The organism is Exiguobacterium sp. UBA1053 (assembly GCF_002316465.1).
GTDB lineage: Bacteria > Bacillota > Bacilli > Exiguobacteriales > Exiguobacteriaceae > Exiguobacterium_A > Exiguobacterium_A abrahamii.
The window spans coordinates 378739-401575 of record NZ_DCDO01000003.1 but is presented as its reverse complement, the minus strand read 5'-3'; the positions used below and the strand labels follow the sequence as shown (position 1 = coordinate 401575).

Here is a 22837-nt window from a genome sequence, read left to right as displayed (position 1 = left end):
ATACGCTTTTTTTAATGCGGAAAATGATGGGATAGGTTGTTATGGAAAGTTTCCTTCTATATAATGAAACAAGATGACTTTTGAACGATAGGGGAGTACGCCATGGCTAAACGAATCACCGTACGAGGAAGACGGCGTAATCATCTGCCGCTTCGTCTGAATTTAATGTTCTTCGTCGTTTTTTTATTGTTTGCGATTTTGATTTTCCGTTTAGGAGTCGTGCAAATCGTCAATGGTGAGAAAATTTCGCGGGAAGTTCAAAAAACAGAAATGATCGCATCAAAATATGAAGTGCCACGCGGAAAGATTTATGACCGGGATGGTCGTCTTTTGGTTGATACGATTTCTAAATACTCCATCGTCTACCGTCGAGCACAAACGACGAAAGTCGATGAACGCATTGAGATTGCACAGCGCCTTGCGGCAATCATTGATTTGCCTAAAAAAGATTGGAAAGTCACAGAACGTGATATTAAGGACTTCTGGATCGCGACGAACACGAAAGAGTCTGATCGTCGTTATCAAGAAGCCGTCAAACAGAAATATCCTTCAGCAGAAGCACAAAGTAAACTATCAATCGCAGAACAGGATCAAATCCGATTAGATGCGATTACGAAAGACGATATCGATTATGACGATCAAACGATGGAAGTCATTGCGATCAAACACAACATGGAAGTCGGATATGCGCTTGATCCACAACTCGTCAAACTCGGTGCTTCCGCAAAAGAGATGGCGATCATCGATGAAAATCTAGAAGATTTAAAAGGTGTATCGGTGGAACCGTTCTATGAGCGTTCTTATCCATATGAAGGAACACTTCGAAACATCTTCGGGAAGTATTCGAAGATTCCAGCAGAACAACAAGCGGAGTTCAAAGCAAAAGGTTACAGCTTGAATGACCGTGTCGGAACATCATTCCTTGAACAACAGTATGAAGATCTTCTGCGCGGGAAACCCGCGTACGATGTGTATGAGACGTTCAATGGAGAGCCGGTCGGTGATCCAAAACGCGAAGAAGGCGAGTCCGGTAAAGATCTCGTTCTGACCGTGGATGCAGAGTACAACAAACAAGTCGACCAAATCATGCAACAAGCGATTAAAATGGGGCGTGGCATGGGTAGTCGTTATCTAAAAGAAGGTTACGCCGTCGTCATGAACCCACAGACTGGTGAGATTCTTGCGATGTCTGGTCAAAAGCTGGATCCAGCAACCGGTAAGTTTTCGGATGTCGCAATCAATAACGTGTTGACGTCCCTTCAGATCGGTTCGACGATCAAAGGTGCAACGGTTGCGATGGGACTTGAGGAGGGCGTCATCCGTCAAAACGAAGTCATCAATGATGCGCCGATCACAATCGGGGGTACGAAAAAAGCATCGTACGTCAATATGGGAGCAATCACGGACTTGACGGCACTTGAGCGTTCATCAAACGTGTATATGTTCAACATTGCGATGCGGATGGCGAAGTATCCGAGCAACGGGATTGCGGGTGCGAGCGTTGATGCCGCAGCGGCAATCATGCAAAACTATTACAGTCAATTCGGACTAGGTGTGACGACAGGTGTTGATTTGCCATACGAAGCAAAAGGTGTTCAAGGGACACCTGACCGTGTCACGCTACTCATGGACCGAGTCATCGGACAGTATGATGCTTTTACACCGCTACAAGTCGCACAGTATATTTCAACACTTGCCAACGGTGGCTATCGTGTTCAGCCGCACTTCTTAAAAGAAGTTCTCGCGTCGAATTCGATTGAAAAAGGAACGAAACAAGTTGATTATAGCTTTAAGACGAATTACCTGAATCGGATTGAAGTCAGTCAAGATAACATTGATCATGTCCGAGAAGGATTGCATCGTGTCGTCAAGGGAGAACGTGGTACAGCAAAAATCATCGCACAAACCGGTATTGATGCAGCTGCGAAAACAGGTACAGCGCAGGTCAGTGTCTATGGTGATGATGGAATCGCCTTACGTGACGGAAGTGGTCAACCGGTTCGTTCATTGAACTCGAACCTTGTTGGCTGGGCGCCGTACGATAATCCAGAGATGGCATGGGCCGTGTTCCTTCCTTATATGGAACAAGAAACCGTCAACTCAAAAATCGGTCACGATCTTGTCAAAGCGTACTTTAATGTCAAAGATATCCCGTGGCAAACTAAGCCAAATTAACTAGATGAAAAACGAGAGTGAGCAATCACTCTCGTTTTTTTGTTTGCATTGACCTTTTTTTCTAATGGATTTCGAATTGTAAACACTAAAAAACACGCCTTTACAATTCTTTTACGTTGGATTCATTTCGTTTTAATAGTTCATCCGTAGTATAAGTCTTGTAAGGAAAACGGATAAAAAGTCGTAGCATCGTCAGCGACATACTTTCGAGGAGGAAAATTAATCATGTCTTGGATGAAAAAAACAGCACTCATCACAACGGTAGCATCAATTGCAGTAGTGGGGGCAGCATGTGGTAACGATAAAGGCGGCTCTGCTAGTTCATCTGATTTAAAAGGAAAAATCGCAATCGACGGTTCTTCTACTGTCTTCCCGATCATGGAAGCTGTCGGTGAAGAATATTCGATGGAACAACCTGACGTAGATGTCACAGTCGGTGTCTCTGGTACAGGTGGCGGATTCAAACGCTTCGTCGTTGGTGAAACAGATCTTTCGAACGCGTCGCGTGAAATTAAAGAAGAAGAAGCAGCTGAAGCGAAAAAGAACAATATTGAATTCACAAAAATGGCACTCGCATATGACGGTTTGACTGTCGCAGTCAGCAAAGAAAATACATGGGTAAAAGAGCTCACAATGGAGCAACTTGAGAAAATCTGGCTCGACCCGAACATCAAGACTTGGAAAGATGTCGATTCTTCTTATCCGGCTGAACCACTTAAATTCTTCAGCCCAGGGAAAGATTCAGGAACATTCGACTTCTTCTCTGAGGAAGTACTTGAGAAAAAAGATATGCGTAAAGATGTTCAATTATCAGAAGACGATAACGTTCTCGTCAAAGGTGTTGAAGGAACGAAAGGCGCAATCGGATACTTCGGATATGCGTACTACGCAGAGAACAAAGATAAGTTGAAGGAAGTACCACTTGCTGCGGAAGGAAAAGATGCAGTCGATCCAACACCAGAAACGATCAAAGATCTTTCTTATCCACTGTCACGTGAAATCTACACGTACATCAATAACAAATCAATGAAAGACAAAAAACAAGTCGCTGACTTCGTTCAGTTCACGAACGAAAACGCTGGTGATCTTGCTGAAGAAGTCGGATATATCAAAATGCCGCAAGATCGTTACGATGAAAACGCAAAAGCAATTGAAGACGCAATGAAATAAATCATCGAGTCATGAGGATGGCCCAACCGGGGAAGTCTGTACCGGTTGGGTCCCGTTCTCATGTCAAGAAGGAGTAGGGAGTGAAGAAGGATGAGTTCAACACAAAATAAATCGGTTCGCGAGCTGATTCAACAGAACCGACAGCAAAAATATAGTATGAAAAACGTCATGGAACGCGTCATGCCGATCGTGTTATTCCTTTGTGCGTTCGTCTCGGTCGTTACGACCATCGGCATCATTCTCACGTTAGTCATTGAAACAGAGCACTTCTTCGAAGTCGTTCCGTTCAAGGAATTCTTCGGCAGTACGAGCTGGTATCCACTCAACTCACAACCAGAGTATGGAATTTGGCCGCTTGTCGTCGGGACGCTTGAGATTACCGTGATTGCGATGCTAGTTGCCGTGCCGATCGGTCTCACATCAGCGATTTATTTAAGTGAGTACGCGTCAGACCGCGCACGCCGTATCTTAAAACCAATTCTTGAAGTGTTAGCAGGTGTTCCAACAATCGTCTTCGGATTCTTCGCGTTGACGTTCGTCACACCATTACTCGTAAAATTGATTCCAGGTATTCAAATTTACAATGCGCTCAGTCCGGGGATCGTCGTCGGAATCATGATCATTCCGATGATTGCTTCGATTTCTGAGGATGCGATGAGCTCTGTTCCGAAAAAGATTCGTGATGGTGCGCTTGCACTCGGTTCGACACGTCTTGAAGTTGCATTGAAAGTCGTCGTTCCAGCTGCCTTATCAGGTATCATTGCATCGATCGTACTCGGTATGTCACGGGCAATCGGTGAGACGATGATCGTAACGATTGCTGGTGGTTCGAATCCGACAGCTGCGATCGATCCACTCGAGCCAGTCCAAACGATGACAGCGTATATCGTTCAGGTCGCCTTAGGTGATGCTGGATTTGGAACTGTCGAATATTACAGTATCTATGCGGTTGGTACACTCTTGTTCGTCTTCACATTAGTGATGAACTTACTTGCGAACTGGATCACACGCCGCTTCAGAGAGGAGTACTAAGATGGCCTTACCAGAAAAGCAACCTGTCTCAAAGAAATTCATTGACCCGGTCGCGGTGAAGAAATCCATTAGCCAGCGACTCGTCGTCAACAACGTCACAAAAGTCATTTTCCTTGCTGGACTGTTCTTCGGTCTCGTCGTCTTGGGTATTCTCTTGTTCGGCGTCATCCGTGACGGTGCATCATGGTTATCACTTGAGTTTCTACAAAATGCACCATCACGCCGTTCGGAACGTGCCGGGATTTATCCGGCGTTAATGGGCTCCATCTTCTTGATGCTCCTCATCATCCCGATGATTTTCATCATTGGTGTCGGGGCAGCGATTTACCTAGAAGAGTACGCGAAAAAGAGTCGGATGACTTCATTCATCGAAGTCAACATCTCAAACCTTGCTGGTGTTCCGTCAATCGTCTTCGGTTTACTTGGTTTGACGTTCTTCGTACGTAACATGGGCTTCGGTTCAACATTGATTGCAGGAGCATTGACACTCGCATTGATGAGTCTTCCGGTCGTCATTGTCTCGTCTCAAGAGGCAATCCGTGCCGTTCCACAAGCGATGCGTCATGCATCACTTGCACTCGGTGCTTCGAAATGGCAAACGACATTCAAAGTCGTTCTTCCGGCGTCACTTCCGGGTGTCATCACTGGGATCATCTTGGCCGTATCTCGAGCGATTGGCGAGACAGCACCACTCATCATGGTCGGAGCTGCGATTTTCATTGCTCGTGCGCCAGAAAGTATTTTCTCAGAATTCACAGCATTACCGATTCAAATCTACAACTGGACAAGTCGTCCGCAAGCAGATTTCCAAGGACTTGCAGCGGCAGGTATCATCGTCTTAATGGTCATCCTCTTGACGATGAACTCACTTGCAATCTGGATTCGGAACCGATTCTCAAAACGCTACTAATCGAACGAGATAGATAGAAGGGATTTCTTTTAAGGAGGAAGACAGATGATGGATACGAAGCTGAATACGAAATCAGTCGTTACAGAAGGGACAGAGCGTATGAATCAACCAGTAGCAGCACGTGAGAGCGTCTATAACGTCAAAGACTTAAACTTATGGTACGGTGACGATCATGCGCTGAAAGATGTTAATCTCGACATTAAGAAAAATGAAGTCACGGCAATCATTGGACCGTCTGGATGCGGGAAATCGACATTCATCAAAACATTGAATCGAATGGTCGAACTCGTTCCGATCGTACGGACGAATGGTGCAATCGAGTATCACGGACGCAATATCTTTGATAAAGAATACGGTGTCGAAGAATTACGGACATCGGTCGGAATGGTCTTCCAACAACCGAATCCATTCCCAAAATCAATTTATGACAACATCGCTTATGGTCCCCGTGTCCACGGTGTCAAAAACAAAAAAATCCTCGACGAGATCGTCGAACGCAGTTTACGCCGTGCGGCGATCTGGGATGAAGTCAAAGATCGTTTGAACGAAAATGCTTATGGTCTTTCTGGTGGTCAGCAACAACGTCTTTGTATCGCGCGTTGCCTTGCAATCGAGCCAGATGTCATCTTGATGGATGAGCCGACATCGGCACTTGACCCGATTTCTACATTAAAAGTAGAAGAACTCGTCCAAGAGTTGAAATCAGACTACTCGATCATCATCGTGACACACAACATGCAACAGGCTGCACGTGTTTCGGACAAAACAGCGTTCTTCTTGAATGGTGAAGTCGTCGAGTTCGATCAAACAGACCGGATCTTTGGAAATCCGAGTGACAAACGGACGGAAGATTACATTTCAGGACGATTCGGATAAGAAGGGGAGACGAGACGAATGGCAGCGAACCGTACGATTTTTGGAGAAAATCTTGCAATACTCGATCAAAAGGTCTTTTTACTGGCTCGTAAGACGATGCAACAGATCGCAACAACGGCAGAAGCACTCGAAAAATATGATCAAGACATCGCGCGTGGTGTCATCGAAAACGATAATGAACTCGATGATCTTGAACTTGAAATCAACGATGATGCGATTCTCTTAATCGCGAAGCAACAACCCGTTGCGACGGATTTACGACGAATCATCACCGCGATGAAAATTTCGTCGGATCTCGAACGGATTGCAGATTATGCGGGGAATATCTCAAAAGCGGTTCTTCGTGTCGAAACGTTCCCGTATGTCATTGATATCTCTTTGTTGAAGGAAGCATTCGAGACATTACTGGATATGACGGAAACTGCGATCGTCGCCTATCGTGACGGAGATGTCGAGAAAGCAAAAGCCTTGTCTGATCTCGATAACGTCATTGATGAGACGACATATAAGGCACTTCGCCAGTACATGCGTCATATGTCACTTCAGCCGATCGTCGTCGATGAAGTCATGCAATTCACGAACATTTGCCGCTACATCGAGCGGATGGGTGATCACTTGACGAACGTCGGGGAGCATTTGATCTATCTCGAAAAAGGAAAACATTATGATTTAAACGGATGAATCAAGTAGGCAGGAGGAATTTCCTCTGCCTACTTTTTTTGTAAAGGGATTCGAAACACGTTTGTAGAATAGGAAAGAAGTGAATAATGACAGAGAGGTGATTGGGAATGCTTGAGCAAATCATTAAAATGAAGGAACAAGGGCTGACAACAAAACAAATCGCAGCTCAATTGGATACGACTGAAGGGAAAATCAAATATGCTTGGACTAAATATCGTAAATCGTTAACAGAACAACCTTCTGTAGCAGCGCCGAAAGTAAAATCAAAAACGGTCAAGCAGACGAAAAAGTCGACTGCACCGGTATTAGACGTCGTACCGTCTGTGCAAGTGGTACCTTCGCTAGAACGCGATGCGTTTGGAATGGCGACACATTACGAGGATGACATCCTCCACGCCATCGTTCAGTCACCGACAGCGTTATACGTCTACTGGGAATTATCTGAACTGTCGAAACAGTTGCTAGAGACGCACTATCACACGACGTTTGATTCGTTCCGTAAAGAATTACGCATCATTGATATTACGCTTGTTGAATACGAACAAGGACAGGCAAATCGGACGTATCAGTTCGAGCTACCAGAAATGACGAATGCTTGGTTCGTTCGACCAGTCGCCCCGAATACTACATACATCATTGAATGGGGCATTCAAACGATCGACGGGGACTTTGTCCCAGTACTGCGTTCAAAACCAGTCGAAACGCCACGTGACGAGCCAGTCACGGACGGACGGTTCGCGGAAGTCGTGCATCATTGGCAATATGGAGAGGTCGAACAACCGGAATGGGTCGAAGTATTACGTCCTTATTCCTATTTCGATCGCGTCCGGTAATGGAATTAGAGAGAGGGAAAGGAAGAGAAGCTATGCGAAAAGGATATTTTTCACTCGTCTTACATGCACATTTACCATATATCCGTCATGAAGAGGCACATCGTCTAGAAGAACGGTGGATGTATGAAGCGATTTCAGAAACCTACATCCCATTATTGTGGGAGGTCGATCGCTTATCACGTCCGCTCGGCTGGACGGTCAGCATTTCACCACCCGTCATCGAGATGCTTGCCGATCCATTGATTCAAGAGCGGTATATCGAGCATATCGAGGATACGTTACGTTTGATTCGCCAGGAACTAAAACGAGAGCTTGCTCAAAAGGAACGAGATGCGCTTCTTTTCTATCAAGACCGTTATCAAGACTTAATGAATACGTTCCTTCACTGGGAAAAAGATTTGAACCGCGCATTCCGTCATTACAAGGAGCAAGGTTATCTTGATTTGATTACGTGTACGGCGACGCACGGATTCAGTCCGCACATGTTGTCCGAACAAGCGGCACGTTCTGAAATTCAGACAGGATTGAACTGTTTTGAACGTCATTACGGATTCCGTCCAACTGGTCTTTGGATGCCAGAGTGTGCGTATACGCCAGGACTTGACCGTATTTTGTACGAAGAGGGCATTCGTTATACATTCGTTGACGAACATTCCATCTTAAACGCGGATCCGTCACCGAAACACGGAATCGGAGCACCGGTCTATTCGCCGCACGGTGTGGCACTCTTCCCGCGTGATCAAATCATTTCCGGGAAGATTTGGAGCTCTGTCATCGGATACCCGGGTCATCCGGATTACCGCGAGTTTTATCGTGACCTTGCGTACGATCGAGAGTGGGATCAAATCGCTGAGTTCATGCACCCAGAAGGACTACGTTATGATACAGGATTGAAATTGCATCGCGTAACAGGAGAAACGGATCAAAAAGACTATTACGTCCGTGATTGGGCATGGCAACGGACAAGTGAGCACGCAGCAGACTTCGCACAAGCACTCGGTGAACATTTAGATGCGCATCAAGGACAAGACTTCCCACCATTTCTTGTCACAGCACCATTTGATGCCGAATTGTTCGGTCACTGGTGGTTTGAAGGTCCCGACTTCCTCGGTAAAGCGATGGAACGTTTAGAAGATCAAGGAATTGAGTCGATTTCACCGGCAATCTTCCTCGAACGTCACTTCCAGGACATCGACACGGCACACGTCGCGATGGGAACGTGGGGGCGAAAAGGCTATGCGGAAGTCTGGATCAATGAACGGAATGACTGGATGATTCGTCATCTCCATCAACTTGAGAAGAGACTGGCAGGTATCGTAGCCCGAAATCGTCATCAAGATGCGTTGACTGTCAAAGCGAAGCGTCAACTCATTCGAGAATACCTCCTCGCTGTCTCGAGCGACTGGCCGTTCATCCTCGATGGACAGACGACAGCGCAATATGCTGCGAATCGTTTCCGTGAGCACATCCTACGTTTTGAAGAAACCGAGCGTCGCCTGGATGCTGAGGAGCTGACGGTGGAATGGTTGGATGATCGATATCGCGAATATCCTTTCCTTCAAGATTCAGATATTGAACCGGATGTCTTCTTGACGGCACATGATTACTACGTGGCAGTGAAGCGTGAGAAATCTTGGAATACGGACGCCATCTTGTTATTCGTCCGACAATATGATGCGTCAGACCGGCCAGCTTCGGAGCTCGCTCGACGACTTGCTGCTGCTGGTGAGAACGTCTATGTCGTCACGGAACATCCGGAAGCGTATCGATTTGAAGAAGGTGTTCACGTTTACGGAGTGCAAGTGACGGGTCTACCGCTCGTTCAGACCTATAACCAACTGGCGGCACTAAATTTAGCCTTCTTACGCCAAGCGCAAGCCTTGAGTAAGATCGTTGATTTCGCAGTCATCCACAACTTCAACATGGAGACCGCATCAGCTGCCCAAGCTATCGCGAAGATCAAAGAGTTGCCACTCGTCAGTAACGTCTACGATGTCGAAAGTGAGCGTTCTCCTGATCGTTCAGGTGGTCTGGTCGTTGCCTTAAAACGACTTGAAGGAGATGCGTTGCGCCAATCAGCGGTCGTTTATCTAGAACGAGAAGAGTCACGTCACGGGGTGGAACAAGAGTATCACGTCGAAAAGAAGCCACTGCGTTTTGAAGAGAACCTTGAAAAACCATATCAACACGTGACGAATCCGAAAAAGAACGGATGAACAGTTGCAATTCCTTTCCTTTCTTGGTACGATACTTGAGTATGCTTAACCTTATGTAAAGCAAAATCACTTGATACATCGAGAGCTAGATAGGAGGGAATCCCATGCGCGTTAAAATCACATTAGCTTGCACTGAAACTGGTGACCGTACTTATATCACTAAAAAGAACAAGCGTAACAACCCAGAGCGTCTTGAGTTGAAGAAATACAACCCACGTCTCCGTAAGCACACACTTCACCGTGAAGTGAAATAATTGAGATGGAAGCCGTCACTTCGTGTGATGGCTTTTTTTGTGGAAAGGAAGACAGTCATGAATAAACAAGAAGTACGCCGTCTGATCAAAGAACGACTCGATGTGATGGAGAACCGTGCGGAGAAGGAACGGTTGATTCACGAACATGTTTTGTTGTTACCTGAGTGGCAACAAGCGACCTGTGTCGCGATCACATTAGCTTTTCGAAATGAATGTGATACAAGAATGCTGATTGAACAGGCGTGGCAAGAGGGCAAGACGGTCTTGATACCAAAAGTAGTGGGAGACGAGATGGTCTTTTATGAACATGGACCAGAAGATCAACTGCAAGCAAATCAGATGGGGATTGCTGAACCGACCGCTTCAGCACGTCGGGCTTCACTTGCTCAAGCAGAGCTTTGTCTCGTTCCGGGTCGCGCCTATCGACGGGACGGATATCGTTTAGGGTGGGGAGGAGGCTATTACGATCGTGCACTCGTGACCTATGCAGGATGTAAAGTATCGATTGCCTTTTCTGAACAACTTCTTTCCGATTTTGAAGTCGAAGCCTTTGATATCCCAGTTGACCTGATCGTCACTGACTTAGAGGTCATCCGATGTTGAGCGCGACCATTTTGTTTTGTCTATTGCTTGCTTGGACCGGGCGATCTTTTCGTTTATTGACGACAAGTGGTGCGATCATGACCCTGCTCGTCGGTAGTGGTGTCTCATTCGGATTTGGATGGCAAGGATTAGTAGTTCTTTTGCTCTTCTTTGGTAGCTCGAGCTTGTTATCGAAGGTCGGACAGTCCAGAAAACAATCGGTCGACTCCATCGTTGAGAAAGACGGCGCGCGTGACGGATGGCAGGTCCTTGCGAATGGAGGGGTAGCGTTCGGTGCTGCCTTAGCGTATGCTATAACGATGGATTTTGCGTATCTCTTGTTATTTCTATTCGTCATCGCAGCATCGAATGCTGATACGTGGGCATCCGAAATCGGACCGCTCTCAAAACGTGATCCATGGTCTCTCAAAACGTTACGACGGGTACCAGCAGGAACGAGTGGAGCGATGTCGCTGATTGGGACGGTCGGTACGATCGCAGGAGCTGCGTTCATCGCGATAGCAGCGCATTGGATATTTTCTCTTTCTTTAAGAGACGTCTTACTCGTAACAAGCATCGGTGTACTCGGGAGTCTGCTGGATACACTATTTGGAGCAGTAGGGCAACGTGTTTACCGATGTACGGTTTGTGGAGAATACACGGAAAAGCGAGAGCATCACGGTCAACCGACAGCTTACGTTTCGGGCATTCGATTTTTAGGGAATGATGCTGTCAATGTCTTAACGAGCGGTTTGGCAAGTGGAATCGGGTTTATCATCGTTCGATTCTGGTAACTGGAAAGTATATGAGTATGTAATTCCTTATGTTAGGATATCAATGACACAAAATGGACAAATGTGATTAATTTCACATGATACAAAGAATGTGAAAGATGTTACAATTTACTTGTGAGATAGTTAACAAACTCTTATAACGAATGAAAGGGTGGACATAACGATATGGAATTACATGCGAAAGTGACACGGGTAGCCCTCATTGGAGCTGGTGCAGTCGGTTCAAGCTTTGCCTATCAGATGTCAACAGCTGGACTTTGTGAAGAACTTGTCATCATTGATGTCAACAAAGCCAAAGCAGAGGGCGAGGCAATGGACTTAAACCACGGAACACCATTTAGCTCTTCACCGATGCGAATATGGGCGGGCGACTACGCAGACTGCCGCGAAGCGGAAGTCGTCGTCATCACGGCAGGCGCTCCACAAAAACCAGGTGAGACAAGACTCGATCTCGTTGCAAAGAATGCCTTGATCATGAAAGAAATGATTCGTCAAATCATGGATTCTGGTTTTGATGGGATCATCGTCGTGGCTTCCAATCCGGTTGATATCATGGCGCATCTTGCCTGGAAATATTCTGGTCTTCCGAAATCCCGCGTATTTGGATCAGGAACGGTGCTGGATACAGCACGTCTGCGTCAAATGCTTGGAGAATACTTTCACATTGATTCTCGAAATGCCCATGCCTATATTCTTGGCGAACATGGTGACACGGAATTCGCAGCCTGGAGTAACAGTCGCATTTATGGAAAAACGATTGATGAACTACTTGCTGAAGACGATCGTTATTCTCAAGCAGATCTTGATCAAATCTACATCAACGTCCGAGATGCTGCTTATCATATCATCGAGCGCAAAGGGGCAACCTACTATGCGATCGGGCTGGGACTCGTTCGGATCGTTCGTGCCATCCTCGGAAATGAGAACTGTCTATTGACGGTCGGTGCGCATGTCGATGGGCAGTACGGAATTTCCGGTATCCATATTGGAGTTCCCGCCATCATCAATCGTCAAGGTGTGCGTGAAATCATTGAAGTCTCATTGACGGAAGAAGAGTTGAAGAAATTCCATCATTCTGCTGATGTATTACGTCAGACGCTTGAACCCGTCTTGCAAGGATAAGCGTACGCATCATGATGAAGGTATTACGAAATAAAGTAGCAAAAAACTCAAGTATCGGACTTGCTTCATATTGTCCACACTTGAGTTTTTTTGATGTAGAGAACGAATACATAAAAAATCACATCTATTCATCCGGTAGTAAAAAGAAAAAAATCTAGGTTTTATTTTACTAGAAAAGGGTTAAGTAAGAGATAGAAGCATTTTTACGTCATTTTTTTGTACGTCATGATACCCAAAAAGGAGAGAACCGACAGTCATGTATACTTTTCGAAAACTAACTAAAGAGGATGCAGAACAATACTGGAATCTACGCCTTGAGGGATTAAAAAATCATCCAGATGCATTCGGTCATTCGTTTGATGATGAACAGCAAACCCCGCTCCGCGAAGTACAAGAAGGACTTGAGGGAGAACCCGACTCCGATGAGGTTTGGCTTGGTATGTTCGACGGTGATACATTATTTGGGTTTGGTCAGGTCAAACCATATGAATTGTCACGTGAATCGCATAAAGCGATGATTTCTGGAGTATACGTATCACCTGAATATCGCGGTGGTACTGGTCGCGCTTTAATGGAAGCCTTAATCGAGGAAGCGAAGAAGTTACCGGACGTCGAGCAAGTCATTCTTGCCGTTTTATCAGGGAACGAGGCCGCACAAAATCTTTATGAGTCGCTCGGTTTTGAAGTATATGCCGAAGATCCAGATTCCGTAAAATTAGAAGACGGCACATATCGTGATGATATTTGGATGAAGAAGTACGTCTAATTTCTTCAGATGATGTGGAAAGAAGCTGTAGCAAAAAAAGTGCTACAGCTTTTTCGTATGGTATCCGTAGGATATCAGTATCGGCAAAGAATGAATATTTGTTATCATGAGAACAAAGCGGATGTCACGTCGTAGTCCGATTGAAAGGGAGCGAATGAACATGAAAGAAGTCATACGAACGATTGAAGAGCTTGTCTCGATTCCGAGTCCAACAGGTTCGACAAAAGAAGCGATTACATATGTAGAAAAGCGATTGATCGCAGAAGGGGTCACGTATCGAAAACTTGAAAAAGGAGCGATTTTAGCGACACTACCTGGTGCTTCAACGCGTACGCGGTTACTGACGGCACACGTCGACACACTAGGAGCGATGGTGAAAGAGATTCTACCAACAGGACGACTTCGTTTATCACAACTAGGGGGATATGCTTGGACAGCGATCGAAGGTGAGAACTGTCTCATTCACAAGATGGACGGTCAAACGGTTTCAGGTACGATCGTGTTCCATCATTCGAGTGTTCATACGTCGCGCGAGACGAACAAAACGGAACGATCCGCTGATAATATCGAAGTACGGCTCGATATCCGTTCAACGACAGCAGAAGAGACGCGCGTTGCGGGGATTGAAGTAGGAGACATCGTAACGTTTGATCCGCGATTCCTCTATACGGAAACGGGATTTGTGAAGTCGCGCCATCTCGATGATAAAGCATCCGTTGCTTTGTTACTTGAATTGATCAAGGAATGGAAAACAATCGAGCTACCACACACGATCCAGATTCTGATTTCAAATTACGAAGAAGTTGGATTCGGTGGGAATGCTGGATTCACGGACGAGGTCGCAGAATACATCGCGGTCGACATGGGGGCACTAGGAGACGGTCAGCATTCGGATGAATTCACGGTCTCGATCTGTGCGAAAGATGGTTCAGGTCCATATGACTTGGCTTTACGACACCAGTTAACGCGCTTAGCACAACGAAATAGTATTCCATATAAAGTTGATATCTATCCGTTCTATAGCTCGGATGCCTCGGCAGCAGTAAGTGCGGGTCACGACGTCCGGCACGGATTGTTCGGTCCGGGAATCGAATCGAGTCATTCGTACGAACGTACACATGAGACGTCGTTACAAGCGACATATGATTTGCTACATGCCTATGTAAAGGAGCCGATGGTCGATGAAGACACTGTATGACGTACAGCAATTACTCAAGACATACGGGACATTCATCTATCTTGGGGACCGGGCGTCCGATATCGCGATGATGATGCTTGAACTCGATGAGTTACAAGAAGCAGGCGTTTTGGAACAGCGACAGTACGATTCAGCAAAACTAATCTTGCGACATGAATTAAAGCGTTCACAATCCGATAACATTTAAGGTTGTGCAACCCTTTGCGCAAACGGGTTATGTCCGGTAAAATGAGGAAGCAGACATTATATGAGTATAGGGGAGACGAAGCAATGAAATGGTTACTCGGCATTGATATCGGCGGAACGACAGTCAAGATGGCAATTTTGGATTTGCAAGGGATCATCGTAGAAAAATGGGAAATCGAGACGGTCGTTTTGAATGATGGCGTACAAATTCCTGGAGATATCGCAAAATCCTTCTTTGAGAAGTGTCAAGAGAGCAATAAACGACCAGAAGATTTCGTCGGAGCAGGCATCGGTGCGCCGGGATTCATTGATTTCAATACAGGTGTCGTTGAGAAAGCGGTCAATATCGGTTGGAATAACTTTGAACTCATCGGTGAATTCGAGCGTTTGACGGGTTTACCGGCTGTTATTGAAAATGATGCGAACGCAGCGGCAATCGGTGAGATGTGGAAAGGTGCCGGTAGTGGAGCAACCGAACTCCTTGCTGTCACACTCGGTACGGGTGTCGGTGGTGGTCTGATCACAAACGGACAAATCGTGCATGGTACAGTCGGAATGGCTGGAGAAATCGGTCATATCACGATGTTGCCTGAAGGTGGCGTCCTATGTGGATGTGGTCGCAAAGGATGTCTTGAGACGATCGCGTCAGCAACAGGAATTGCCCGTCTTGGTCTTGAGAAGCGTAAAGGGAAGGAAACGTTACTCAACGACATCAAGGCAGTAACGGCGAAAGACGTATTCGAAGCGTATGAGAAAGGAGACCGGATCGCAACGGAAGTCGTTGAAGAAGTGACGTTCCACCTCGGTCTTGCCATCTCCAACTTAGCGAACAGTATCAACCCGGAAATCATCGTCATCGGTGGTGGTGTCTCAAAAGCGGGCGAGACATTGCTTGTACCACTCCGTCAACAGTTCGAACGCTTCGCTTTACCACGGGTTTTCGGATCGACGACGTTCAAGATTGCCGAGCTTGGAAACGATGCCGGAGTCATCGGCTGTGCATGGCTTGCGAAGCAGATGTTTCTCAAAAAATGATAATATTCAATTTCAGTAAAAGGTTCGCTTCGGCGAATCTTTTTTTTGTTTACAAACGTACAGTAATTATGTGATTGTTAAGTATCTTCCGGATTCCAGTTGCATTTTTGTAAAACTAAGCGTAAAATTTTCACGTGATATGGGTATATGTAAATTATGATGTAAGTTGTGTGAACTGAAAGCAGAAAGCACATGTAAATTAGGAGGCAGGTTTTTATGCAGCAAGACGCAAACATCTGGTCGCGAATGCGCCTAAAGATGGGTCAAGGCGTTCGCAGCACCTATAAAGAGCATAAGCTCTTTTGGATTGCGACCTTATTGATTTGGTTAAAAACGTATTTAGCGTATACACTTTTCTTCAACGTTCCCGTAACAAACTCTGCGCAAGCATTCATTCTACTAATTAACCCAATTAGTTCAGCGCTCTTCATGTTCGGGTTCAGCTTCTTCTTCCGGGGAAATGTTCAAAAATGGTTCATCTACGGTACATTGTTCGTCGCGACACTCATTTTATATGCGGACATCATTTTCTTCCGCTTCTTTAATGACTATCTGACGTTGCCGGTATTGTTCCAAACATCGAATGCAGAGACCGTTTCTGCGTCGCTCGGGTCACTCTTGAACTGGTCCGATTTATTGATCGTCGGAGACTTGATCATCTTACCGTTCTTCCTACGGAAAATGGACATGTCAAAAAATGTTGCGTCACGTGGACGCGCGATTCTCGCATTCGTTGCAGCAGTTGTCGTTTTCCTTGGAAACTTGACGCTCGCTGAGACAGAACGTCCAGAATTGCTCACACGTGCCTTCGACCGAGAATTGCTCGTTAAAAACATCGGAACATTTAACTTCCATATGTATGATGCACTCATTCAGTCGAAGACATCTGCGCAAAAAGCACTCGCAGACAGTTCTGAACTGTCGGAAGTTCAAAGCTTCATTGATTCAAAACATGCCGAACCGAACCCAGCTATGTTCGGAAAGTACAAAGGAAAGAACGTCATCGTCGTTTCCTTTGAGTCGGCACAATCCTTTGCAGTTGGATTAAAGGCACCAAACGGACAAGAGATTACACCGAACCTGAATAAGTTGATCAAGGAATCGCATTCATGGGATAACTTCTATCACAACACAGGACAAGGGAAAACGGCAGATGCTGAGTTCATTCTCGAAAACTCGATCTATCCACTTGGACGCGGTGCAGCATTCTTTACGAACGGAGAAAACGAATTCCGGGCAACTCCTGAAATGTTGAAAGAAGATGGCTATTATTCAGCTGTTTTCCATGCAAACAACAAATCGTTCTGGAACCGAGACATCGTCTACAATAGCTTTGGCGTCGATCGTTTCTTCTCAGAGACGGATTATGACTTAGGTGATCCAGCAGATTTGACGGAGTGGGGCTTGCTCGATGATAAATTCTTTGAACAGTCATTGCCGATGTTGAAAGATTTACCACGTCCGTTCTATTCGAAGTTCATCACATTGACGAACCACTATCCATTTGAGATGCCAAAACCAGAAGATGAACTTGTACCACCGCTTGAGACAAGTTCTACGACGCTGAACCACTACGTTCAGGCACTAGCGTATCAAGATATGGCACTCGGTAAATTCATCGAGGGTCTGAAAAAAGATGGTACGTGGGATGATACGATCTTCATGGTCTATGGTGACCACTATGGTATCTCGACGAACCACAATGCTGCGATGGCAGAACTCATGAACAAAGATGAGTTGACGCCGTATGATGTTGCACAATTACAACGTGTACCATTCGTGATCCATTTACCGGGTCAAACGAAAGGTGTCAAACATGAAGACGTCGCGAGCCAAATCGACATTAAACCGACATTGCTTCACCTGTTAGGACAAGACTTCAAGAATGAAGTATTGTTCGGTACCGATCTCTTCTCGAAACAGCACAAGGATTATGCGCTGTTCCGCGATGGTTCCGTCATAACAGACAAAACGGTCTATACGCAGGAAACATGTTATGATCGTCAGACAGGTGAAGAAGTAAAAGATGGAGAGTTAGCGGAGATGTGTAAACAATCTACGAAACAATCCGAGAAGGAGTTAGGACTTTCGGATAAAGTCATCTATGGTGACTTGCTCCGTTTCCTTCAAACTTCAAAATAAGATGAGGAGAACGAATCTACTTTCGAGTGGATTCGTTTTTTTTGTAGAAAGGCAAATAAAAAGAGAGATGCGCGAGGCATCTCTCATCAGATTTTAAATAAAAGGGCTGACACCAAAAAATGACGCATCTTTTCACGCCCTTTCCTCTGGCGAGACACAAGCTAGTTTTCCTGCTTTATTTAAGCAGGAAAGCGGGTCTTGTTCGTCTCTGACAGCGCAAAATTGCGCTTTTTCCTGTAGGAGTGGCGTGTAACGCGTCATTCTTTTTATTACGAGATAAGGGAGGCAGATCATCAATCTGCCTCCCTTATCTTTGTAGATACTGACTTTTGAGTCAGCCTCTTTTTAGCGTATCTTGATTACGATGGAATACCGCCGTAAATCAATGTCGCAATCCCGAACCAGCCGAATAAGACGACAGTCAGACCTGCGAATACGAGTGGAAACATTTGGCGTTTCTTAAGTGAACGAACGACGGCCCAAACGCCGACGAGTGCGACGAAGAAGAAAAGCCAACCGATTGGTTGATCCAAATGCATGACGTACTCCCCCTTAAACAATCACGTTATGAATTTCACGAAGATTTCACTTAAATCTCACTTTTTAGTTTATCCGACTCGCGGGATAAAGTCGAGAGGGCGTTGCAGGAACTTTTGACAATTTCGTGTATAGTAGGAGAAGAGTCTATTGTAAAGGGGTTTTATAGAATGGAAATCGTAATGATCACTTCCGGTATGGCATCTGAAAATGGTTATTTATTATTTAAAGACAAGGAATGTCTTGTCATTGATCCAGGTACAGAAGATATGCGGTTTTTCGATGAGATTGAAAGTCGGGGAGCGACTTTAAAAGCGATTTTGTTGACGCATGCGCATTTTGACCATATCGGAGGTGTCGATATGTTACGACGCTTCACGGAAGCTCCTGTCTACGTGCATACGGAAGAAGCAGGATGGCTCGGTAATCCAGAATGGAATGGTTCGGCAAAATTCGGAATGCCGCCGATGCGGATGAAACCAGCAGACCATTTGTTGCAACCAGGACGGTTGACGATCGGTAGCTTTTCGATGCATGTTCTTGAGACGCCAGGGCACTCACCAGGAAGTGTGACGTTCTACTTCAAAGGAGAGCGAATCGCGTTCGGTGGAGATCTTTTGTTCCAGCAAGGCGTCGGACGGACGGATCTTCATGGTGGGGATCAAGACGTATTGATGCGTTCACTGGATCGACTCATCGCGGAACTACCGGCAGATACGACGATCTATCCAGGACATGGTCCGAGTACGACGATTCGTCAAGAAATGAAATCGAATCCATTCCTCTGATTAAAAAAACTCGCCATCCAAAAGGATGACGAGTTTTTTCATTACATCTGGAAGTTCGACCAGTACGTAAAGACGATGAAAAATACAGTTAAGTAAGCTCCAAAGATATAGACATACGTTTTTTCAGTTAAGCGCAAGTAACCAAGCGCTGCAAAAAAGACAGTTTGTGCTAAGAAGACGAAGCCCATGACTAAAAATGAATCCGTATGCTCACTTGAGCTTGCATCGCCACCCAATGCGCCGATAAATGCCATGACTGCGATGATACCAGTCCAGAAACCGAGTACGCGGTACATTCTCCCCATTCCTATAACCCCCTAAATCCGACAGATAGTCAATATACGTACTTATTTTACCAAGCAAACAATCATCCGTCCATCCTGTTCTAGTGATTGTTAAGGAATAACTGTGAACAAAAGATGAAGTTTCAAAAAAAGTTGTACAATAGTTGTACAAAAGGTGTACAAAGTTAAAATGGCGTGCTATAGTAACTGTAATGAAACCCCACACTTTGAGAGGAGGAGCAAAAATGACGAATGAGTTAGTCTTTTTCACATACCCAAGCTGTACATCATGTCGTAAAACGAAATCATGGTTAAAAGAGGAACATGTTGATGTAGAGGAACGTCATCTGTTCAGAAATGCTCCAACAGTTGATGAACTCATGGAACTGTTGAAATTATCGACGGATGGGATTGAAAGTTTGCTCGCAACACGCAGTCAAGCCTTCAAAGATCTCGGCATTGATATTGAAGACATGAAACTCAGTGAGTTATTACGCCTCATGAGTGACAATCCGAAATTATTACGCCGCCCAATCATCACTGATGGAAAACAACTTGTTATCGGATACGATAAACCAGGTCTTGAGACATTGGCGAAGCGTAAACATCGTACAATCGCACACGTATCGTAAAGAAGCCGGTTTGGTCGGCTTCTTTTTTTTGTGTATTGTTTGCGGTAGGGAGGTGAAGAGAAATGAAGGAATGGACGACACAACTCATGGAACGATTCGAATCACTTGGTGCAACAGACGTTCATTTCGTACCGAATGAAGCTTGCGTCCGGATCATTTGTCGAACGGGTGACGGTCTGTGTGAACAAGAAGAGGTGGAATTGACGCGTTATCGAACGCTTGTCAGTCATGTTCGCTATGAGGCGAACTTAAAGGAACAAAATGAGCGGATTCCGCAAAGTGGTTTGTATCCGCACGGGAAAAAGGGAATGCGCGTCTCGTTGTTACCGAGTCGACAAGGAGACGCAATGTCGTGGCGATTTTATCGTTCGACGGTCTCTCAAGAAACGGCTTTACGAACGTTACACGATCAATTGGACTTCGCTTGGTTAGCTGAACAACGACACGGGTGTATCGTCATTTCTGGATCGACAGGCGCAGGAAAGACGACGATGTTATATTCCTTGATGAGTGCGATGGAAGAAAAACGAATCATCTCGATTGAAGATCCGGTGGAGTGTACGGTACCAAACGTCTTGCAACTGGAACTAAATGAAAAAGCAGGGTTCACTGCTACGCGATGTTTTGAAGAAATATTGCGAGCGGATCCGGATTGGATTGCTTTTGGTGAGGTGCGGACGAGAGAGGCAGCACGTTTGACGATGAATGCCGCACTTAGTGGTCACGTCGTGTTATTTACGTTACACGCTGGAAGTATTGATGAGGCGCGATTGCGATTGCGCAGTTTAGGAATCGAAGAGTCAGAACTGGCTGTCTGTCAACGCATCATTCATCTCGAGCGAAAAGGAGAGGATGTCCGCTGTACCGTCAGAAACTTACAAGCCGCGATCAAAGTCGGTTCTTAAAACGATATCATCGCTTGTTATCAAAAGGCATTTCCGCGAAAGAGACGTTACTCATTTTAAAACGATTCGAGCGTCATCCGTTCGCGGAAGTAGTCGGAGAAATGGAACAACGTCTTGAAAAAGGAGACTCCTTTGCAGCATCTCTTGAACCGCTTGCGTTAACGAATACCTTAAAACGACTTCTTTTTGTTGGAGAAAGGACAGAGCGCCCGTTGCTCGTTCTTCGCCAAATCGTGAAACTGCTCGACCTCGAAACAGAAATGCGATCGAAGTTTTGGAAGATGATTCGGTATCCGCTTGTTCTAGCGACCAGTCTATTCCTTCTGTTCTTCTTTTACGCCCTCTACGTATTTCCGTCTCTCCTCGAGATGTCGGACCCGAAGACTCTCCCTTCATTTCTTCATCTCCTTCTTCACCCCTCTGCGAAATATCTGCTCGCAAGTATTCCCGTTATTTTGTTGACCTCCGGGTACCTCTTTTTTCGCTTCTTTCCGTTAAACCGTATTTTACGACTGAAACCGCTACAGCGTTTGATTCGCCTCTACTACAGCTATTTATTCACGATCGAAGTAGGATCGTTCATCGATGCTGGCTTCTCGCTCGAAGAGACCTTTCGCCATCTAGAGCAAGGACAAGCGAATAAAAAAGGACATCTCTATGCTCGTCTACATGCTAAACAACAGGCAGGGGAACCACTTGCAGAAGCGCTTGGCGAAGATGAGATCATCGAAGCCGAGACGATTGGAATCGTCCATTTGGCGCGGGAAAGTGGCGATCTTGGACCGTTGTTGCTTGAACAAGCGACACTCTTACATGAGTCGATGGAAGAGGAACTAGAGAAAAAGTTGTTATGGATCGAGCCGATTTTGTACGGTGGATTGACGATCATGACGGGAACGTTGTTTCTCATCTTGTATTATCCGATACAGCTAGCGATACAGCAGCTTCCATTCTAAACAGAGGAGACGATACGATGAAACAATTCTTAAAGCGACAGGATGGATTCACCTTACTTGAGATGGCAGCCGTCTTATTGATCATTTCGTTATTACTGCTCGTTTTGATTCCAACGATGACAAGTGGAAAAGACCAGGCGAAAGGTGTCAGTTGTGAGGCGAACATTCGAGTCATTCGGTCAGAAGTAAACCTTTACTATGCCAAAGAGAAGAAGTACCCAGAATCGCTTCAGACGATCAATCGCGGAACAGCTGATAAACCGAATGCTCTCGTCTGTGATCAGGAGACGTATACGTATGAGCCGAAGACTGGCGAACTTACGAAGTGAACAAGGATTTACATTATTTGAGATGACGGCGGTGCTGACAATCATTGCTTGTTTACTTGTTTTTTTGTTGCCGGCACTGTTTGAAAAACGACCGGACTGGATTCCGCTTGAACAAGAGGTTCGTCTGATGGAACAAGATATTCAGACACTTCGACTGATGCAGTACTCAAAGCAAGATCAAGCATTGATGCAGTTTCGATTTCGAGGGGATGGTACGGGATATCTTGTCCTTGCGGATGACCGGTTGTTATGGCAACGAACATTCCAAAATGGTCATACGTGTACCGTTCCGCCCTCGAATCGCATCATCTATTTTAAAAGCTATCACTCGATCTATGCAGCGACCTGGTCTTGCCGTTCGGCAACAGCCGAATATGAAATCAAATTCTTACTTGGGAACTATCAAATGGCAATCCGTAAAGTGAGGTGAGAAG

The 22837-nt window shown here is 45.6% G+C and carries 25 protein-coding genes; 23 read left to right on the top strand and 2 right to left on the bottom strand.

Features of this window, described 5'->3' with window-relative positions; translation table 11 throughout:
* Window positions 1-102 precede the first annotated feature (102 nt).
* From B3G15_RS03060 to B3G15_RS02980, 17 genes are all read left to right on the top strand, one after another.
* Window positions 103-2175, top strand: coding sequence for a peptidoglycan D,D-transpeptidase FtsI family protein (locus B3G15_RS03060; RefSeq protein WP_290715535.1), 2073 nt, complete (start codon window positions 103-105; stop codon window positions 2173-2175).
* A gap of 225 nt (window positions 2176-2400) precedes the next feature.
* Window positions 2401-3345: a PstS family phosphate ABC transporter substrate-binding protein gene (locus tag B3G15_RS03055; RefSeq protein WP_214728095.1), complete on the top strand. Its 945-nt coding sequence runs from the start codon at window positions 2401-2403 to the stop codon at window positions 3343-3345.
* 90 nt (window positions 3346-3435) lie between these two features.
* Window positions 3436-4377, top strand: coding sequence for a phosphate ABC transporter permease subunit PstC (pstC, locus tag B3G15_RS03050; protein WP_047396437.1), 942 nt, complete (start codon window positions 3436-3438; stop codon window positions 4375-4377).
* A 1-nt stretch (window position 4378) separates the two neighbouring features.
* The gene (gene pstA, locus B3G15_RS03045; protein WP_029341063.1) at window positions 4379-5287 is read left to right on the top strand and encodes a phosphate ABC transporter permease PstA; all 909 of its coding nucleotides are present in this window, start codon (window positions 4379-4381) and stop codon (window positions 5285-5287) included.
* 99 nt (window positions 5288-5386) lie between these two features.
* Window positions 5387-6163 (top strand): phosphate ABC transporter ATP-binding protein PstB, encoded by a 777-nt coding sequence (gene pstB, locus B3G15_RS03040; RefSeq protein ID WP_053454494.1) that lies wholly within the window; start codon window positions 5387-5389, stop codon window positions 6161-6163.
* Between the two features lie 18 nt (window positions 6164-6181).
* Window positions 6182-6844, top strand: a complete 663-nt coding sequence (gene phoU, locus B3G15_RS03035; protein ID WP_050678392.1) for a phosphate signaling complex protein PhoU — start codon at window positions 6182-6184, stop codon at window positions 6842-6844.
* Window positions 6845-6951: 107 nt separating this feature from the next.
* Window positions 6952-7677, top strand: a complete 726-nt coding sequence (locus tag B3G15_RS03030) for a DUF4912 domain-containing protein (protein WP_050678393.1) — start codon at window positions 6952-6954, stop codon at window positions 7675-7677.
* A 32-nt stretch (window positions 7678-7709) separates the two neighbouring features.
* Window positions 7710-9893, top strand: a complete 2184-nt coding sequence (locus B3G15_RS03025; protein ID WP_290715516.1) for a 1,4-alpha-glucan branching protein domain-containing protein — start codon at window positions 7710-7712, stop codon at window positions 9891-9893.
* Between the two features lie 104 nt (window positions 9894-9997).
* Window positions 9998-10147: a 50S ribosomal protein L33 gene (gene rpmG / locus B3G15_RS03020; RefSeq protein WP_012369771.1), complete on the top strand. Its 150-nt coding sequence runs from the start codon at window positions 9998-10000 to the stop codon at window positions 10145-10147.
* A 57-nt stretch (window positions 10148-10204) separates the two neighbouring features.
* Window positions 10205-10750 carry a 5-formyltetrahydrofolate cyclo-ligase gene (locus B3G15_RS03015; protein WP_290715498.1) on the top strand — a complete coding sequence of 182 codons (546 nt, stop codon included), beginning with the start codon at window positions 10205-10207 and terminating at the stop codon, window positions 10748-10750.
* Window positions 10744-11523, top strand: a complete 780-nt coding sequence (locus tag B3G15_RS03010; protein ID WP_290715495.1) for a DUF92 domain-containing protein — start codon at window positions 10744-10746, stop codon at window positions 11521-11523. The genes B3G15_RS03015 and B3G15_RS03010 overlap by 7 nt, the downstream gene beginning before the upstream one ends.
* Before the next feature lie 165 nt (window positions 11524-11688).
* On the top strand, window positions 11689-12645 hold the full coding sequence (locus B3G15_RS03005; protein WP_023467547.1) for an L-lactate dehydrogenase: 957 nt from the start codon (window positions 11689-11691) through the stop codon (window positions 12643-12645).
* A gap of 256 nt (window positions 12646-12901) precedes the next feature.
* The gene (locus tag B3G15_RS03000) at window positions 12902-13411 is read left to right on the top strand and encodes a GNAT family N-acetyltransferase (protein WP_023467548.1); all 510 of its coding nucleotides are present in this window, start codon (window positions 12902-12904) and stop codon (window positions 13409-13411) included.
* Window positions 13412-13571: 160 nt separating this feature from the next.
* Complete coding sequence (locus B3G15_RS02995; RefSeq protein WP_195865654.1) at window positions 13572-14609, top strand: M42 family metallopeptidase; 1038 nt, start codon at window positions 13572-13574, stop codon at window positions 14607-14609.
* Window positions 14593-14796 carry a YqgQ family protein gene (locus tag B3G15_RS02990; protein WP_023467550.1) on the top strand — a complete coding sequence of 68 codons (204 nt, stop codon included), beginning with the start codon at window positions 14593-14595 and terminating at the stop codon, window positions 14794-14796. Before B3G15_RS02995 ends, B3G15_RS02990 begins: the two co-directional genes overlap by 17 nt.
* Before the next feature lie 83 nt (window positions 14797-14879).
* The gene (locus tag B3G15_RS02985) at window positions 14880-15830 is read left to right on the top strand and encodes an ROK family glucokinase (protein WP_290715484.1); all 951 of its coding nucleotides are present in this window, start codon (window positions 14880-14882) and stop codon (window positions 15828-15830) included.
* Between the two features lie 216 nt (window positions 15831-16046).
* Window positions 16047-17972 carry an LTA synthase family protein gene (locus B3G15_RS02980; RefSeq protein ID WP_023467552.1) on the top strand — a complete coding sequence of 642 codons (1926 nt, stop codon included), beginning with the start codon at window positions 16047-16049 and terminating at the stop codon, window positions 17970-17972.
* A gap of 359 nt (window positions 17973-18331) precedes the next feature.
* Here B3G15_RS02980 and B3G15_RS02975 read toward each other — a convergent pair whose 3' ends face one another.
* Window positions 18332-18511, bottom strand: a complete 180-nt coding sequence (locus tag B3G15_RS02975) for a DUF2759 domain-containing protein (RefSeq protein ID WP_023467553.1) — start codon at window positions 18509-18511, stop codon at window positions 18332-18334.
* Window positions 18512-18679: 168 nt separating this feature from the next.
* Here B3G15_RS02975 and B3G15_RS02970 point away from each other — a divergent pair, with 168 nt between their 5' ends.
* The gene (locus tag B3G15_RS02970; RefSeq protein WP_058713645.1) at window positions 18680-19297 is read left to right on the top strand and encodes an MBL fold metallo-hydrolase; all 618 of its coding nucleotides are present in this window, start codon (window positions 18680-18682) and stop codon (window positions 19295-19297) included.
* A 41-nt stretch (window positions 19298-19338) separates the two neighbouring features.
* Here B3G15_RS02970 and B3G15_RS02965 read toward each other — a convergent pair whose 3' ends face one another.
* Window positions 19339-19602: a DUF2626 family protein gene (locus tag B3G15_RS02965; RefSeq protein WP_023467555.1), complete on the bottom strand. Its 264-nt coding sequence runs from the start codon at window positions 19600-19602 to the stop codon at window positions 19339-19341.
* 224 nt (window positions 19603-19826) lie between these two features.
* Between B3G15_RS02965 and B3G15_RS02960 the strand changes: the two genes are divergently transcribed.
* The 5 genes from B3G15_RS02960 (at window position 19827) to B3G15_RS02940 (ending at window position 22833) form a co-directional block, all read left to right on the top strand.
* Entirely contained in the window at window positions 19827-20213 is a 387-nt protein-coding gene (locus tag B3G15_RS02960) for a Spx/MgsR family RNA polymerase-binding regulatory protein (protein ID WP_023467556.1), read from the top strand.
* A 62-nt stretch (window positions 20214-20275) separates the two neighbouring features.
* Window positions 20276-21118, top strand: a complete 843-nt coding sequence (locus tag B3G15_RS02955) for an ATPase, T2SS/T4P/T4SS family (protein WP_035398321.1) — start codon at window positions 20276-20278, stop codon at window positions 21116-21118.
* Between the two features lie 14 nt (window positions 21119-21132).
* Window positions 21133-22074 carry a type II secretion system F family protein gene (locus tag B3G15_RS02950; RefSeq protein ID WP_290715472.1) on the top strand — a complete coding sequence of 314 codons (942 nt, stop codon included), beginning with the start codon at window positions 21133-21135 and terminating at the stop codon, window positions 22072-22074.
* A 17-nt stretch (window positions 22075-22091) separates the two neighbouring features.
* The gene (locus tag B3G15_RS02945) at window positions 22092-22403 is read left to right on the top strand and encodes a competence type IV pilus major pilin ComGC (protein WP_290715469.1); all 312 of its coding nucleotides are present in this window, start codon (window positions 22092-22094) and stop codon (window positions 22401-22403) included.
* Entirely contained in the window at window positions 22372-22833 is a 462-nt protein-coding gene (locus tag B3G15_RS02940; protein WP_290715467.1) for a type II secretion system protein, read from the top strand. Before B3G15_RS02945 ends, B3G15_RS02940 begins: the two co-directional genes overlap by 32 nt.
* Window positions 22834-22837 lie beyond the last annotated feature (4 nt).